This is a genomic window from Microbacterium esteraromaticum (genome assembly GCF_028747645.1).
Lineage (GTDB): Bacteria > Actinomycetota > Actinomycetes > Actinomycetales > Microbacteriaceae > Microbacterium > Microbacterium esteraromaticum_C.
In genome coordinates this window covers 957,936-970,490 of record NZ_CP118100.1, presented here as the reverse complement: position 1 = coordinate 970,490, position 12,555 = coordinate 957,936, and the positions used below count along the sequence as shown (strand labels likewise).

Annotated in this window: 14 protein-coding genes; 4 read left to right on the top strand and 10 right to left on the bottom strand. The window is 69.0% G+C overall.

Annotated elements, in window-relative coordinates; genetic code table 11:
- Positions 1–40: 40 nt before the first annotated feature.
- The 7 genes from PTQ19_RS04355 to PTQ19_RS04325 all read right to left on the bottom strand — a co-directional run bounded on the left by PTQ19_RS04355 (position 41) and on the right by PTQ19_RS04325 (position 6,824).
- Positions 41–565 carry a TetR/AcrR family transcriptional regulator gene (locus PTQ19_RS04355; protein ID WP_274368602.1) on the bottom strand — a complete coding sequence of 175 codons (525 nt, stop codon included), beginning with the start codon at positions 563–565 and terminating at the stop codon, positions 41–43.
- Positions 562–981, bottom strand: a complete 420-nt coding sequence (locus PTQ19_RS04350; protein WP_274368601.1) for a DUF4260 family protein — start codon at positions 979–981, stop codon at positions 562–564. Before PTQ19_RS04350 ends, PTQ19_RS04355 begins: the two co-directional genes overlap by 4 nt.
- A 67-nt stretch (positions 982–1,048) precedes the next feature.
- Positions 1,049–3,415 carry a metallophosphoesterase family protein gene (locus tag PTQ19_RS04345; RefSeq protein WP_274368600.1) on the bottom strand — a complete coding sequence of 789 codons (2,367 nt, stop codon included), beginning with the start codon at positions 3,413–3,415 and terminating at the stop codon, positions 1,049–1,051.
- 173 nt (positions 3,416–3,588) lie between these two features.
- Complete coding sequence (locus tag PTQ19_RS04340) at positions 3,589–4,251, bottom strand: O-methyltransferase (protein WP_274368599.1); 663 nt, start codon at positions 4,249–4,251, stop codon at positions 3,589–3,591.
- A gap of 156 nt (positions 4,252–4,407) precedes the next feature.
- Positions 4,408–5,406, bottom strand: coding sequence for a CPBP family intramembrane glutamic endopeptidase (locus tag PTQ19_RS04335; protein ID WP_274368598.1), 999 nt, complete (start codon positions 5,404–5,406; stop codon positions 4,408–4,410).
- A 15-nt stretch (positions 5,407–5,421) separates the two neighbouring features.
- Positions 5,422–6,477, bottom strand: a complete 1,056-nt coding sequence (locus PTQ19_RS04330; protein WP_274368597.1) for a DUF1648 domain-containing protein — start codon at positions 6,475–6,477, stop codon at positions 5,422–5,424.
- Complete coding sequence (locus PTQ19_RS04325) at positions 6,474–6,824, bottom strand: GntR family transcriptional regulator (protein WP_179411437.1); 351 nt, start codon at positions 6,822–6,824, stop codon at positions 6,474–6,476. Before PTQ19_RS04325 ends, PTQ19_RS04330 begins: the two co-directional genes overlap by 4 nt.
- 98 nt (positions 6,825–6,922) lie before the next feature.
- Here PTQ19_RS04325 and PTQ19_RS04320 point away from each other — a divergent pair, with 98 nt between their 5' ends.
- Positions 6,923–7,396: a DUF4442 domain-containing protein gene (locus PTQ19_RS04320; protein ID WP_274368596.1), complete on the top strand. Its 474-nt coding sequence runs from the start codon at positions 6,923–6,925 to the stop codon at positions 7,394–7,396.
- A gap of 38 nt (positions 7,397–7,434) precedes the next feature.
- Positions 7,435–8,667 (top strand): APC family permease, encoded by a 1,233-nt coding sequence (locus tag PTQ19_RS04315; protein WP_274368595.1) that lies wholly within the window; start codon positions 7,435–7,437, stop codon positions 8,665–8,667.
- Between the two features lie 6 nt (positions 8,668–8,673).
- On the opposite strand, the gene PTQ19_RS04310 is transcribed toward PTQ19_RS04315, so the two are convergent.
- Entirely contained in the window at positions 8,674–9,939 is a 1,266-nt protein-coding gene (locus PTQ19_RS04310; RefSeq protein WP_274369027.1) for a histidine--tRNA ligase, read from the bottom strand.
- Between the two features lie 77 nt (positions 9,940–10,016).
- Here PTQ19_RS04310 and PTQ19_RS04305 point away from each other — a divergent pair, with 77 nt between their 5' ends.
- Together PTQ19_RS04305 and PTQ19_RS04300 are read left to right on the top strand one after the other, a co-directional pair.
- Positions 10,017–10,244, top strand: coding sequence for a hypothetical protein (locus tag PTQ19_RS04305; protein ID WP_274368594.1), 228 nt, complete (start codon positions 10,017–10,019; stop codon positions 10,242–10,244).
- Positions 10,231–10,572: a type II toxin-antitoxin system PemK/MazF family toxin gene (locus PTQ19_RS04300; RefSeq protein WP_274368593.1), complete on the top strand. Its 342-nt coding sequence runs from the start codon at positions 10,231–10,233 to the stop codon at positions 10,570–10,572. Before PTQ19_RS04305 ends, PTQ19_RS04300 begins: the two co-directional genes overlap by 14 nt.
- A gap of 93 nt (positions 10,573–10,665) precedes the next feature.
- Here the strand turns inward: PTQ19_RS04300 and PTQ19_RS04295 are convergent, their stop codons facing one another.
- Positions 10,666–11,346 carry a MazG family protein gene (locus PTQ19_RS04295; RefSeq protein WP_274368592.1) on the bottom strand — a complete coding sequence of 227 codons (681 nt, stop codon included), beginning with the start codon at positions 11,344–11,346 and terminating at the stop codon, positions 10,666–10,668.
- A gap of 10 nt (positions 11,347–11,356) precedes the next feature.
- A complete protein-coding gene (gene nhaA, locus PTQ19_RS04290; protein ID WP_274368591.1) occupies positions 11,357–12,529 on the bottom strand; it encodes a Na+/H+ antiporter NhaA in 1,173 nt (390 codons plus the stop codon).
- Positions 12,530–12,555: the final 26 nt, after the last annotated feature.

Below are 12,555 nucleotides of genomic sequence, written 5' to 3'. Positions count from 1 at the left end.
GGAGCGACGTCGATCCGTGGCCCAGTCTAACCCGGGGTGCTCAGCCCGCCGGGGACGCATGACGCGGCGCCAGCGATGACACCAGAACCGCCCAGGACGGCCCGGGATCCGCGCCGGGCGGAAAGCGCTGGGCGATCTCGAGCGCGACCAGACCGTGCGCGAACGCCCATGCGGCCCGTGCCCGCGGGTGATCCTCCACGCTCTCACCGAACAGTTCGAGCAGTGCGCGCATCGCCCGCTCCTCCGCGCCGGGTTCGAGCTGGGTGCGGTCGAGCGGATGCTGGGTCATCAGACAGTACAGTTGCGGTGCCGCGAGCGCCTGGGCACGGTACACCTCGGCGAATCCCGCCAGCCCGTCAGCGCCCTCCAGTGCAACGCCGAGCCGCATGAAACCGCGAGAGATGAGCGCGTGCACGATGGCGTCAAGGCCTCGGAAGTGCTTGTACAGGCTCGGCGGCTTGATATCGAGCGCACGGGCGAGCTCACCGATTCCGAAGCGGTCCGCCCCGACGTCTTCGAGCACCCGTTCGGCGACATCGAGGATCTGCTCGCGGCGAGCGCTCATGCCTGACACGCGCCGGGCGTCGGCGCGCCGGCGACCGATCGAATGTACCCGTCGCGGTCTCGCAGTCCGTAGCCGACGGCACGGTCGACGGCGATGTGCGCCAACCAGGCGAGCCCCATGCCAACGACCACGGCTCCCCCCGGCGCACCTCCGACCACGGGAAGCGCGATCAATGAGCCACCCGCGATGAGCAGCACCGGAAAGCGCGCGAGGTGCAGCATGTTGTACCCCACCACCCGGTCAGGGCGCAGCGCCCCCGATCGGTTCGGGTCGAAGGCGCCGATGAGCGCGACGTCGGGCAGCAGTGCGAAGACGATCACCGGACCACCGACGATCCAGCCGTAGTCGACCGATGAGATCACGGACAGCGTGATCGCGGCGGCGGCGAGAATTCCCCAGAGGATGCGAATGACCATGTGGCTAATGGTATTAGCCACATGGTCATTCGTCAATCATCGCCGCGTGCGTCTGCGGCAGAGAAGGTCAGCCGGTCCGGCCGCGTCGACGGAGGGCGAAGAACGTCACCGCGCCGCCGACGGCGAGCAGGACGCCACCCCCGAGCAGGAGCCCGACCGGGAGGGACGAGCCCGTCGCAGCCAGGTCACCGCTCTCGCCGGGCGACGCGACGTCGGCCGCGACCACCACGATCTCGACGCCTGCGCTCTCACCCGACGCGGCGACGAGGACGATCTCGTGCGTCCCCGGCTCGGTCGTCGCGGGAATCGTGACCGTTGCGGAGAGTTCGCCCGAGGCATCTGCCACCGCCGTGGCCAGAACGACCGGATCGGAGTGCAACTCGATGGTCGCCGCCTCGCCCGCGGCCAGGCCGGATGCCGAGATCGTCACCTCGCCACCGGCAGCGACCGACAACACCGACGTGGTGACCGCGAGCTCTCCGCCATCGCCAGGCTCTGTCGGGTCGGTCGGGTCGGTCGGCTCAGGCGTGGGCTCCGGGTCGACCGGCTCCCCCGCCTCACGACCCAGCGCGAACCGGTCGATGACCCACGGTGAGGTCTCCGGGGTGCGCACGTCGTACGCGTACGAGACGACCTCGTTCGCGGCCGTGTCGAGCATCGCGAACACCGCCAGATCGTTGGACTGCACGAACGGCTGGGGGTCTCCGGTTTCCGTGCGGAACGGCGCGACGTTGGGCACCACGGCCTCAAGGCCGCCCGGGTTGCCCTGCGACAGGTAGTTCGAGGCATCCCAGGGCTCCGGCGGCAGGGGCCGGCTGCGACCACTCAGCTCGTGATACGCGCCGTAGGAGTTACCGGTATTGCTGGTCTCGAGGTAGTTGACTCCGTTCTCGGAGACGAAACGGTTCCACAGGTGGGAGTGACCGTTGTGCACGAGATCGACGCCGGCGGACTCGAGCAGAGGCGTCAGGTCGTTCAGCAGCATGTTGTTGTCGGGTTCGTACTCGTAGCGCACGCCGACGACCTCGCCCTCGGCGTTCGTCTCTTCGATGCGCGTCGGTTCGGCGAAGTGCGGCATGACGTTGTCACCGAGCCCCTGCGGCCCCTCGTGCAGCATGACGACCCGAAAGCGCGCGTCTTGGAAGTCGTCACTCGCGAGTTCCGCCTCGAGCCATTCGTACTGCTCGCTGCCCTCTTCGAGCGACTCGAACACGAACTCGCCGTAGCCCTGCTCCAGGGGCGCGTCGAGGTTCGCCGCCGCCTCCTGATAGCGGCTGGTCGAGGTGCGCTCCTGCGCGTCGGCCTGCGCGGCGGTGCCCCGCCAGATGCGCGTCGAGTACAGCGAGACGAGCCGGATGTCACCGAAGGTCACCGCGTAGTAAGTCTCGCCGCCGGGTGAGTCATCGGGAAGCGTGAACATCTCCTCGTAGCTGGTCGTGCTGAACGAGTTGTTCTCGATCCACTGCGCTTTCACGTCGGGGTCGGCGGTGGGATTCACGTCCGCGGCGACCTTCTCGTACTCGGCCTCGGCGATCTCCACCGGCACCGGCGCGCCGAACGAGGCCCCGATCTTGGTCTTGCCGTCTACCCGGCCCTGCACCTCGTGGTTGCCGACCGCGGGGAACAGCACGGCGTTCTGTACGATCTCGCCACCGGAGTACTGCTGCACGCCATTGTTGTCGATGCGTCCGCCGTTGCCCTGGAGTGCGGCGAAGAAGGCGCTCCCGCGGGTGTCGTCGAACCACTCCGATGCGCGGTCGGGGTGGTTGACGAGGTCGCCGGCGAGGAACACCGCGTCGATGTCGCCGATCGTCTCGGCCGCCATCTGCAGGTTCGCGGGAGTGTTCGCCATCGCCTGGTGGTCGCTTGTGATGAGCACCCGCAGGTCGTCGCCGGCCTGCGGCGATGGCGCGAGCGAGAAGGTGCCTGAGACGACGGTTCCGTCGCCGTCGGTCGAGACGACGCGGTAGTCGACGCGTTCACCGGCGGCGAGCCCTGCGACGGCGGCTTCGTGACGCCACACCTCGCGTGCTGCGATGCCGTCCTCGGCAGAGGGCAGGAGGTCTTGCGGCAGACGCGAGGAGGCGTCCTCGGCAAGTCGCGAGAAGCGGGACGATTCCGCCGCGTAGGCCGTGACGCCGGAGAAGGTCGCCCCGGCGGCCGCGGCGCGTGCCTGCTCCACGGTCAGCGACGACACGCCGTCCCCGACGAGCACGACGTTCCCGTCACCTGCATACTCGGTGGTCCAGACCACTCGTACGCCGTCGGCGGTGGGGAGTTGCAGGAACGGATCGCTCAGCAGCGCGAGATCGCCCACCGGGTCGGTCGTCGGATCCTCGACGGCGTGGGCAGCCGAGGCGAGCGGCACTGCGAGTGTGGCGCAGAGCAAGGCGCCCAGAGCGACCGTGGAGGTACGCGAGCGGCGTCGGTTCATGGGGTGGAGATCCTTCCGTTTCGGCGCGCGCGATCGTGGCGCGGATCGCGCGGCGCAGGGGGTAGATCTCGGATGCTAGGGACGCGACCTGAACACGAATGCACGCTCGGGTGAACTGCCGGGTGACTCCCCTGGCAGCCGTTCCCGCGTCGTGAGCGTCCCGGCCGCCTCGCTCAGACCACGACGGCGAGCGCGACCCCGTCCCATCCCTTCAGACCGACAGTCTGCAGGGCGGTGGCATCGAAGCGTGGGTCATCTGCCAGCATCCGCAGTCCCGCGCGCGTACCCACCACCATCGGATCGGTGCTCGACGCGTCGGCGACATCGCCGTTGCGTCCGATGTTGTCGACGACCACGACGGTGCCCGGATGCCCGAGCTTCGCGGCCCAGTCGAGATAGATGGTGTTCGATTCCTTGTCAGCGTCGATGAACACCAGGTCGAAGCCGCCGACGAGCGTCGGCAGCACGTCGGCGGCGCGTCCGATGCGGATGTCGACGCGGTCACCGACCCCGGCCGCGTCGATGCTCGCTCGTGCCACGGCGGCGTTGCCGCTCTCGGCCTCGATCGTCGTCACCCTCCCGCGCTCACCCACGGCGCGCGCCATCCAGATGGTCGAGTAGCCGCCGAGCGTTCCGATCTCGAGCACCCGTTCGGCGCCGCTGATGCGCACCAGGAGGTTAAGGAGTTTGCCGGCCACGGGCGCGACCTCGATCTCGGGCATCCCCGCGTCCCGCTGTGCAGCGAGCGCCGCCTCGAGCGCGGGATCGTGCCCGACGAGCGTCTCGGCGAGGTAGTGGTCGACGTCGTGCCAGTTCTGCGGTGTGGATTCGGCCATTCCCTCAGCCAACCTGGCGCGCCGCGCGCGGTCAAGACTCTGCGCTGTGTGGGAAATCCCAGACCGTCCGCGCGGCCGGCGGCGCGCCGTGCCGCGACACACCGATCGGATACCGGATGGTCTGGGATTTCCGACGGGATCAGGCCACCGACGGGATCAGGCCACCGGCGGAGCGGGTGGCGCGACCGGCGGGGCGACGGATGCCCGGGGCTTGGGCTCTGCCAGGTTCGGCTGCTGACGGAACTGGCCGGTCAGCAGCAACACGACGATCACCACGCCACCGACGATCCACCCCGAGGCGCCGAGCGCCATCGACAGCGCCGGGTCGGTCACGGCACCGGCCGCGAGGAAGACGATCGGCAGGCCGGCCGCCGCGTTGAGCGCACCGTGCGCGAACACGGCCGGCCACATCGACGCGCTGCGCAGCCGCAGCCACCCCAGCAGGACGCCCCAGACGATGCAACCTGCCGTCATCAGCAACACCCCGGTGATGTCGGTGCGGCCGAAGTTGTAGCCGAGCAGAATGACCGGCGCGTGCCACACACCCCAGATCACGCCGCTGATCAGCAGTGCGGGCCAGGTGCCGTAGCGGCGCAGTGCGGGCACCAGGAATCCCCGCCACCCCACCTCTTCTCCGAAGGCCATCACGGCGTTGATCGTCGCCGCCGCGAACGGGATCGAGGCCAGCTGCACGGCAACCAGCACCCACGCGGGCGGCAGCGGCGTTCCCGCGGGCACCGACGATTCGAGCGTCTGCGCGAATCCGGAGAGCCCGATGAAGTCGGCCGAGAGCCACCCGAGCGCGACCGACAGCAGCATCGCCGCCACGACGACGGCGACCGTGCCGAACAGGCCGATCACGCACATCCAGATGACGCGCTTCGCGGGGCGCAGCGGCCACATTCCGAGAAACCGCAGCCGCTCACCCTTCGGGATCGGATGCATCGTGAACATCACGATCAGCAGTGCAAGAGCCGGCGTGAACATCATCAGGGGCAGCAGTGCGCCGGTCAGGGGCGAGGCGAGGCCGTCACCCAGCCACAGCGGCAACGCCACCAACCAGGCCAGGCCGCAGGCCAGCAGAACGAAGGCAAGGATCGGGCCGAGCCCGATAGTCACCTTCCGACGAGTCGTGGACTGTTGTACAGCATCCATTGTCCTCCTCCGGTTTCACGCATGCGCCGACCGGGCACGGTCGAGATATGCCTGCAGTGTCGCGGCGCCGACCTCGGCGCCGTCCACGGTCACCACCAGGGTGCGCTTGCCGCGCCGCTGCACCTCGATCGCCGGTCCGGTTCGAAGCACGATACCGTTTCGGCCATCCGTGCTGAGCCGCCATCCCCAGCCGCCGAACTCGGCGAAAGGGTGGCACTGCACGGCCCGCACCGAGATGATCTGCTCAAGCGGCACGTCGATGCGCGGGAATCCGAGGAACGAGCGCACCCGAAGGCCCTCGGCACCGGCCCGCACTCGGAACGACGACATGGCGCCGACGGCGACGCCGATGAGCACGATCACCAACAGCGGGATCCACACGATCTCTGGCGCCTGCACGGCTGTCACCGCAGCGATGCCGACCAGCGCGGCGACACCGACGCCCAACGCGATCATCCCCGCACGCGCCATCGACGCGGTCGCCAACCATACGATCCGCTCCCCCGCCGAGATCGACGCGAGGTGGGCGGGCTGCAGCGCCACCGCCGGTGTCGGGTGCACGTCAGGTTGCAGCACCCAACCGGCGGCGGTGAGCACGAGCAGCGCGCTGAACCCGCCGATCACGGTCGGCAGGATCGACCCCGCCTGCGTCGCGTCGTCGAGTCCGCGCTGCAGCCAGACCGAGCCGGTGGTGAGAACGGCGCTGAAGCCCGACATTCCCAGAGCAACAGCACCGAGCAGACGCGCGCTGCCGCCCCACTGCCCCCGCGCCACGCTGAGCACGGTGATCACCATCAGCACCGGCACGCCGAATCCGAGACCGATCGACAGCCACAGGTACGTCACCGGCGCACCGAAGCCGTCCACACCGCCCGGCCCCCAGTGGGTCGACGCCGGATCGGGCACGTCGGGCAACCACGCGAGCACAAGCCCGGCCGCGATCGCCGTGAGCATGACAGGCAGCACGAGTCCGACGACGACGAGGGCGCGGCGCGCGCGCCGCAGTTCGTCGTGCCGCACGTCCGTGACGGACAGTTCGGGGGCATCGCTGCTGCGGGAACGGTCGTTCATCGGTTCGTCTCCTTGATGAGGGCGGCGAGGGTGGTGGGCGTGACGCCGAGCTCGACGGCACGGCGCACGAGGGCGGTGATGTCGTCGGCAAGCGCGGCGAGAGGGGCGGCGGATGCTGAGATGACTGCGCCCCGGCCACGACGCAGATCGACAAGACCCTCGTCGCGCAGTTCCTGGTAGGCGCGCAGCACGGTGTGGACGTTGACGTCGGTCGCATCGGCCAACTCGCGCGCCGCCGGCAGACGATCGCCGGGGCGCAGTCGCCCTGCGAGCACGTCACCCCGCACCGACGCCGCGATCTGCTCGAACAGCGGCCGTGGACTCTCGGGGTCGATCCGGATCAACATGAGCACCTCCAACACGCTTATTCTAGTTCAAATAGAACAGTTGTCGATAGTATCCAGCCGATCGCGGCCACCAGAGTCTCCCCCGGCAGACTGACCGCATGCGCATGACCCCTCGTCGCCTCGCCCTCGGCATGAGCCTGTGGGCTCCGAACCTCTTCAGCGGCATCCGCGTGCGTCGGTTCTCGGATGACTGGACGCACGCCACCGTCGAACTGCACGTCAACGTGTTCACCCGCAACTACGTCAAGACGGCCTTCGGCGGATCGATGTCGGCCATGACCGACCCGTACTTCTTCATGCTCGTGATGCACCAGCTCGGTCGCGATTACGTGGTCTGGGACACCCGCGGCGAGATCGAGTTCGTCAAGCCCGGACGCGGCGTGCTGACAGCCCACTTCCACGTGTCACCTGAGCAGGTGCAGCGTCTGCGCGAGCGTGCGCACGGCGGGGCGAAGGTGCTCGAGTGGTTCGAGACCGAGATCACCGACGCGGCCGGCGACACCGTGGCACGTGTGCGGCGCGAGGTCTACGTGCGCGAGAAGAAGCGCGTCACCGACGCGCGCGGCGCGTAGGTCACCGCCCGTTCACCAGACGGTGGGACCATGATCGGATGCCCCTCGCTCGCCGCCTGAACCTCGCCGACGCCATCGCCATCGGACTTGGCTCGATGATCGGTGCCGGCGTGTTCGCCGTCTGGGCACCCGCCCTCGGCGCGGCAGGCTCCGGCATCCTGATCGCCCTCGCGATCGCCGCGCTCGTCGCCTTCGCCAACGCGACTTCGTCGGCACAGCTCGCCGCGGTGCACCCGGTCGCCGGCGGCACCTACGCCTATGCGCGCGCCGAGATCGGCCCCTGGTCGGGGTTCATCGCCGGCTGGTGCTTCGTGATCGGCAAGATCGCCAGCAGCGCAGCGATGGCGATGACCTTCGCCGCCTACGCGGCCCCCGAGGAGTGGCGTGTACCGGTGGCCGTTCTCGCGGTCGCCGCACTGGTGACCGTGAACTGCTTCGGCATCACCCGCACGGCCCTGCTGACCCGCATCCTGGTGGTGATCACGCTGCTCGGGCTCGCTGTCGTCACTGCCGCCGGCGCCACCGCCGCCCCGGGCGCGACCCCTGACGCGTTGCCCGACGCCACCCTGTACGGCATCCTGCAGGGCGCCGGTCTGCTCTTCTTCGCCTTCGCCGGCTACGCCCGTATCGCCACCATGGGCGAGGAGGTCACCGACCCGGCCCGCACGATCCCGCGCGCTATCGTGTTCGCCCTCTCGGGCGCGGTCGTCGTCTACGTGGTGATCGGGATCACCGTCGTGTCGACTCTCGGAGCCGACGCGATCGGCAGCGTGCACCCGCTCGCCGACGTCGTCGCCGCCGCGGGCTGGGCAGGCGCAGAACCCATCGTGCGCGTCGCAGCCGCGACGGCATCGCTCGGGGCTCTGCTGGCGCTGCTGACCGGTATCGGACGCACCACCCTGGCGATGGCGCGCGAACATGACCTGCCGCGATTCCTCGCGCACGTCGACCCGCGGTGGCACGTCCCGCGCCGGGCTGAGATCGCGATCGGCCTCGCGGTCATCGGCATCGTGCTGATCGCCGATCTGCGCGGAGCGATCGGCTTCTCATCCTTCGGAGTCCTGCTCTACTACCTGATCGCGAACGCCGCGGCGTTCCGCCAGCACGGTGCTGCGCGCCGCTACCCGCGGTTCCTGCAGGTGATCGGCGCGCTCGGATGCCTCATGCTCGTCAGCACCCTGCCGCTGATCGCCTCCGCGATCGGCACGGTGGTGCTGCTGATCGGCGCCGCGTACCGCGCCGTGCGGTTGCGCGTCGCCGACCAGCGATGACGTGCCTCAGCCGAGCGGCTTGACCTCGACCGTGCCGACCACGTCTCCGGCCCGCACCGTGGCGAAGCCGGTGTAGCCGTCGGCCGTCGCGCGCTCCAACAGCGCCTTCATGTTCTTCGGACGGCGCTCCAGCCGCACCCGCGCCGCACCACCGTCGCGCAGCAGCGCCGCCTTGTGCGCCAGCAGCTCAGCCACCGGAACATCGGCATCGTGCACCAGCACCACCGCCTGCGCAGCCTCGGCCGCAACCTCGGCGACCAGATCGACAATGCGCTCGAACCCGATCGAGAAGCCGACAGCGGGCACCTGCTGCCCGAGGAACCGGCCGATCATGCCGTCATAGCGGCCCCCGCCGCCGAGCGAGTAGTCGACCGACGGGTGGGCGAGTTCGAAGATGGTGCCCGTGTAATAGCCCATGCCCCGCACGAGGAAGGGGTCGTAGACCAGCGGCGGCTCGCCGGCATCCGGACGCGCAGCGCTGACCGCGTCGCCGAGTGAGACCAGGTGCTCGACGATCTCGTCGGGGGCCCCCTCGGGAAGTGCCTTGCGGATCTGCCGCTCGCCGTAGGGCACATAGTCGCGCGTCTGCGGACGCGTCAGGAACGCCTCGAACGTGTCGACCGCCGCGGCGGTGACCCCGCGATCGCGCAGCTCGGCGGCGACTCCCGTGGGTCCGATCTTGTCGAGCTTGTCGATCGTGATCAGCACACCGGGACGCTCATCCGCGGTGAAGCCGAAGGCATCGAGCATCCACTCCAAGGCGCGCCGGTCGTTGACGCGAACGATGCCGCCTTCGAGACCCAAGGCGTCGATCGTATCGATCGACGCGACGATCAGCTCGGCCTCGGCGCGAGCGGTCTCATCGCCCATGATGTCGATGTCGCACTGCACGAACTGGCGGTAACGGCCCTTCTGCGGGCGCTCGGCACGCCACACCGGCCCGATCTGGATCGAACGGAAGACGCCGGGCAGCTGACCGCGGTTGGTCGCGTAAAAACGCGCCAGCGGCACCGTCAGGTCGTAGCGCAACCCGAGGTCGCTGAGCGCCGCCGGGTCATCGGCCGCGGCACGAATGCCCTCGGCATCGAGCCCACGGCGCAGGATGCTGTACGACAGCTTCTCGTTGTCGCCGCCGATTCCGGCATGCAGACGCGCATGCTCCTCGACCACCGGCGTCTCGATCTCGTCGAAGCCGTGCGCACGATAGCGCTCGCGGATGACGGCGAGCACACGCTCGCGACGGGCCTTGTCAGCGGGGAGGAAATCGCGCATTCCGCGCGGCGGGTTCACAGTTGCCACGGGTCTATCTTTCCAGGTCTGAGAGGTATCCCTCTTGGTATACTTCAAGTATGACCATGACGACGATCAAGGTCTCCACCGATCTGCGAGACCGACTCAAATCACACGCAACTGCCGAGCAGCTCACAATGAACTCGTACCTTGAGAAGCTGCTCGAGCGGGAGGAGCGCGCACACCGCTTCGCTGTGCTGCGCGAGCAGATGGCGAACACGTCCGAGGAGGACTGGAAGTCCTACCGCGAAGAGACTCAGTGGTGGGACACCCTTGAGAACGGGTGAACTCCGCCCCGGTGACGTCGTCTGGGCAGAGCTCTCGCCGGTCATCGGACGCGAGCAGGCAGGCCGCAGACCGGTGGTCGTGGTGAGCGGCCCCGAGCATCTCCTGCTCGCGGACACCCTCGCGATCGTCGTTCCGATCACTTCGGTGCATCGCGGCTGGGACAACCATGTGCCGTTGCCGAACGCGGGGCTCCGCACGCCCTCGTGGGCGATGACGGAACAGGTACGCACCATCTCGCGGCAGCGCATCGTCGGCAGCGCGGGCTGGGTCGGTCCGCGCACCCTCCATGAAGTCAGAACGTGGATCCGCGACTTCCTGGAGGCGTGACAGCACTACCCAAAGGAGCCAACCGTTGCTTCTCGACCCCTCGGAGTCGACGTTTGGCTCCTTCGCAGGGCGAGAATCGCGCCCGTTGACGGGTCAAGCATCCGATTCGGCGGCGCGCACGTCGTCCTCAAGTGCACGCAGGCGCTCGCGCAGGGCACGCTCGGCGTCCCAGCCGTTCGCGCGGGCGTGGGCGACCAGAGACAGCAGCGCGTCGCCGAGTTCGATCTCGGATGCCGGCAGCGGCGCCGGCTCGTCGCGGGGGTGTTTCGTCTCGGTCGCTGCGCTCCCTCGCTCAACGGCCGGAAGTGCCACCGCACGCCCGAGCACCTTCTGCGCTCGGGCGAGCACAGGCATCCCCGCGGGAATCCCGTCGAGCACGCTGCGACGCTCGTGCTTCTCGGCGGCCTTCGCCGCGTTCCAGTGCACCAGCACCTCTTCGGGCGTCTCAGCGATGGCATCCGAGAAGACGTGCGGATGCCGGCGCACCATCTTCTCGGTGAGGCCGCGCGCGACGTCGTCGATGTCGAAAGCGCCGTCGTGCGCGGCGATGGCCGCGTGGAACAGCACCTGCCAGAGCAGATCCCCGAGCTCTTCGCGCAGGTCTGCGCCGTCGCCGGTCTCGACCGCCTCGATGACCTCGTGCGATTCCTCGATGAGGTACGGCACGAGGTCGCGGTGCGTGATCTGCTGAGACCACACGCACCGCTCGCGCACCTGCCGCATCGTCTCGGCGGCAGCCCGCAGCGGGTCCGAAAGATGCGACGGGTCGGTCATGGGTCTCTCCTCAGTCGAGAATGGCGACCGTGGCGCGACGGTAGTGGCGCGCGCGCCACGAGACGATGAAGCCCGACAGCACCAGTGCGATCAGCGAACCGCCGAGCACGCCAAGGATCGCCTCGTCGCGCACGAGCTCGTCGCCGGCGAACGCGAGGTTGGCCAGCAGCAGCGACACGGTGAAGCCGATGCCGCCCAGCGCACCGGCGGCAAGCAGGTCGGGCAGCTCCAGTGCGGGCGGCGTGCCCTTGGGGCGGATGCGCATGGCGATCCATCCGAACAGGCCGATGCCGATGATCTTGCCCACGGGCAGGGCCACCAGAATGCCCCAGAACGCGGGCGAGAGCTGGCTGGGCGCCACCTGCGGGATCACCACGAACGCCGCGACGAACGCGAACAGCGGCAGGATGACCCCGTTCACGGTCGGTTCCAGACCGTGCCGCACCTGCTCGGCCGGCGCCGGCGACATGACCAGCCCCAGCAGCACACCCGCGATCGTCGCGTGGATGCCCGACGAGGCGACCAGTCCCCACGTGACGACGGCGATGACGCCCATGAGCACGGCGATTCCCGACGAGCCGTTCCTGGCCACGATGCGGCTGAGCACGCCGAACCCGATCACGCCGACAGCGGCGAGCGCCAGTTGCACCCAGTTGACGTCGTGCGCGAACAGCACCGCGATGAAGACGATGCCGATGATGTCGTCGAGGATCGCCAGTGCAAGAAGGAAGACGCGCACCGACGTGGGCAGCCCCTTGCCGAACATCGCGAGCACGCCGAGCGCAAAGGCGATATCGGTGGCCGTCGGAATGGGCCAGCCGCCCGCCGTCGCGGGCTCTGCCCCGGCGATCAGCAGGTAGACGGCGATCGGCACGAGCACGCCACCGGTCGCGGCGATCGCCGGCTGCACAGCCTTGCGGGGCGAGTCGAGCTCACCGTGGGTGAGTTCGTAGCGCAGCTCGATCGCGACGACGAAGAAGAACACCGCCAGCAGTCCGTCCGACACCCAGTGGGCGATCGACAGGTCGAGTGCCGTACCCGGGATCGCGATGTGCGCGTCGAGGACGGCACCGATCGCATCGTGCGTGGGCAGGTTCGCCAGCAGCAGTCCGAGCCCGGCGGCGATCAGCAGGAGCGCCGCGGGAAACTGCTGTCCGCGGAGGGGATTGTCTGAAATGCGCATCGCGTCCATCGTAGGCGGCGTGTGTC